We start from the raw sequence: 2,706 nt of genomic DNA on the forward strand, positions 1-2,706 counted from the left end.
CACAAATCCGACCGCGCTGGCGAGTCGGAGATTGACTGGAGGAGGGAACGTGATAGAACCAGTGAAAGTGCGCTGAGTCGGTCGGATTGGGTGTGCTGAGACGTTCGCTAAAAAATGGAGTCTGCCACAAGTTTCGGAGGTCCTTTTGTATTGTTGCCGTCCGATCTCTTCTCGGAGTGGGTTGTATCCATAGGAGATAAACCCGAACCCGACTCGGGGCTCTACGGTGAAGTTTGCGGAACGAATTCGCACATGCACCGAATTCGCTTTAAAGATCGGGATGTCCTTAGAATTGGCGAGGATCCCGGCGACCTATATTGGCTCCCAAATAGTTCTGGTGGTCTGATTATTCAGTGGATAGCAGCAGACTCATTAGAGCAGCTATTGGAGTTTGGTCGATTTGTTGCGGAGCAGGACTCATGGACCGAGGAGCTTGATATTGAGGTGGTGTCAACAAGCTGGAGATTGATGGATTCCTGTGGTTTCGACGATGATGAGCAACCGAAAGTCGATCTAGTTCTTGAACGAGGGCTCTATCGTGTTAGTGCTACGTATCAACAAAACGATTCGACCATGGCAACGGTTTACCAACTGAAGCACCAAGCATAGCGAACAATGCGCAGCACCACAAATCCGACCGCGCTGGCGAGTCGGAGGCTTGACTGGTGGAGGGAAGGTGGTAGAACTGTCGAATGCGCGCTGAGTCGGTCGGATTGGGTGTGCTGAAACGTTCGCTCGAAAAAATCAATTATGGCGTGTCTCCACTTATCTACAGTGACTCTTCGCATCATCGGCGATGACCTCGACCCCGAAGAGGTTTCTCGCTTGCTATGCTGCCGTCCAACTAGCGCGCAAAGAAAGGGCGAAGAAATTGTAGGTAAAAAGACTGGGACGCTAAGAGTGGCCAAGTCAGGAAGTTGGAGATTCGAGGTTTCTGATTGCGAGAACGGTGATCTAGATGAGCAAATCAAGGGTGTTTTTAGGCCACTTTCAGGAGATATCACGGTTTGGAGATTTCTTGCGAGTCGTTTCAAAATGGATCTGTTCTGTGGGCTCTTTATGAACTGTAGCAATGAGGGTTTAGATGTTTCGGCTGAATCGCTATTGGCTTTGGGAGAACGTGGTGTTTCCCTTGGATTAAACCTCTATGGGCCGCTGGAGAATACCTAGGAACAAAGAAAAGCGAACAATGCGCAGCACCACAAATCCGACCGCGCTGGCGAGTCGGAGGTTGACTGGAGGAGGGAGCGTGGTAGAAGTAGTGAAAGTGCGCTGAGTCGGTCGGATTGGGTGTGCTGAAACGTTCTGCTAAAAATGATTCCTTCAGCAAGCTCCTCTGGTTGGTGGATTGTCTCATATACGATGGCTCTTATCGTCCCTTCTGACGATCCGGCCTTTGAACCACCGCAGAAAATTAGAAAGGTTTACGTCACTTTTCGTTGCGGGCACTGGCGTGAGGCATTTCAGAAAGCCAGAAGCCTAGGAATATCTCAGGAGAAATCGAAACGAATCGGCGAAGCTCCAGCTATCGGCTCGAACGTTGTCAGCCGGTGGCAGTTCATGGGAATTAACGATGTTATTCCCGTACCTTTGAATATGGAAGACGGTGCAACTATTTCGGATTTTGAGGAGTCTGAATATTTGCCCCCATTGCAACGAATATTCGACAAGTCTTTTGAAGATTACCATATCGAAAGCTATGTTGGAGAGGAGCGTTGCGGAGAGTACTACCGGACATTGGTCAATCCCGAGGAAGCTGGATTCTAAATTGCCAGAATAGCCAAGGTATGCAGAACAATGCGCAGCACCACAAATCCGACCGCGCTGGCGAGTCGGAGGTTGACTGGAGGAGGGGACATGGTAGAACTATCGGAAGCGCGCTGAGTCGGTCGGATTGGGTGTGCTGAGACGTTCTGCTAAAAATGAGTCGCAAGATTTGGCAAGTATATCTCCTATCAATCTTGGTGACTGCCAGCTGCGAGAAGACGTCGTCTGTGCCGGAACCTTATAGCTTGATTGTCGGAGAGTGGAGTCTCGTATCTACTAAGAAAATGGGCGAGATCAGGATGGACGATGGTCGTGAGTTTACCCCCGATCCACCACAGGCATTCGTTACCAGTTTTCCAAGTGATGCTGCAATTCTCGATTTTCAGGGATTCGGAGGGATTGGTGGGGTCTCCCAGTTGAGTTTGAATATACACCCAGAACAACCGGGAACAATCGTAGGAAACAATGGCTTGTATTACTGTTCGTTTAATACGAAAGCGATGCCGCCAGAAATGAACTTGAGGGTCTTTCCGAATGGATGGCAGTCAGAGAGTCTCCTCGAGTTAGCCACCTATGAGCTCACCAAGGCCAGCGGAGACTAAGAAGGCAGAACAATGCGCAGCACCACAAATCCGACCGCGCTGGCGAGTCGGAGATTGACGGGAGGAGGGAGCGTGGTAGAAGTAGTGAAGGTGCGCTGAGTCGGTCGGATTGGGTGTGCTGAGACGTTATCCAATGTAAGCATTGCGGACTTTGCAGTGTTTTGAATGGCGAGTTCGCGGTGACGGATGCTCTGTGGCAAGGCTTCGCGCGGTAGGCGAGTTCGGCGTCTCGGTTCGGTGGCTGGCAGTGCGCGGCAGGCGAGTTCGCAGTTGATGGATTCTGTGGTTGGCAGTGGAGAAGTTTGGCGAGTTCGAGGTGACGAAGGTTCTACGCGAA

General features: G+C 50.8%; 5 protein-coding genes. 4 read left to right on the forward strand and 1 reads right to left on the reverse strand.

The features are described from left to right. Positions 1-114: 114 nt before the first annotated feature. From IE099_RS20425 to IE099_RS20440, 4 genes are all read left to right on the forward strand, one after another. Positions 115-609 carry an Imm21 family immunity protein gene (locus IE099_RS20425; RefSeq protein ID WP_189574626.1) on the forward strand — a complete coding sequence of 165 codons (495 nt, stop codon included), beginning with the start codon at positions 115-117 and terminating at the stop codon, positions 607-609. Between the two features lie 165 nt (positions 610-774). Then, a complete protein-coding gene (locus tag IE099_RS20430) occupies positions 775-1,170 on the forward strand; it encodes a DUF4279 domain-containing protein (RefSeq protein WP_229809622.1) in 396 nt (131 codons plus the stop codon). Between the two features lie 144 nt (positions 1,171-1,314). Continuing rightward, the gene (locus IE099_RS20435; RefSeq protein ID WP_189574632.1) at positions 1,315-1,767 is read left to right on the forward strand and encodes a hypothetical protein; all 453 of its coding nucleotides are present in this window, start codon (positions 1,315-1,317) and stop codon (positions 1,765-1,767) included. Positions 1,768-1,922: 155 nt separating this feature from the next. Beyond that, complete coding sequence (locus IE099_RS20440; RefSeq protein WP_189574635.1) at positions 1,923-2,369, forward strand: hypothetical protein; 447 nt, start codon at positions 1,923-1,925, stop codon at positions 2,367-2,369. Here the strand turns inward: IE099_RS20440 and IE099_RS20910 are convergent. Beyond that, a partial coding sequence (locus IE099_RS20910) for a hypothetical protein (protein ID WP_229809623.1) occupies positions 2,366-2,706 on the reverse strand: 341 nt, incomplete at its 5' end. The genes IE099_RS20440 and IE099_RS20910 overlap by 4 nt on opposite strands.

This window comes from Roseibacillus persicicus (genome assembly GCF_014651675.1).
GTDB lineage: Bacteria > Verrucomicrobiota > Verrucomicrobiia > Verrucomicrobiales > Akkermansiaceae > Roseibacillus > Roseibacillus persicicus.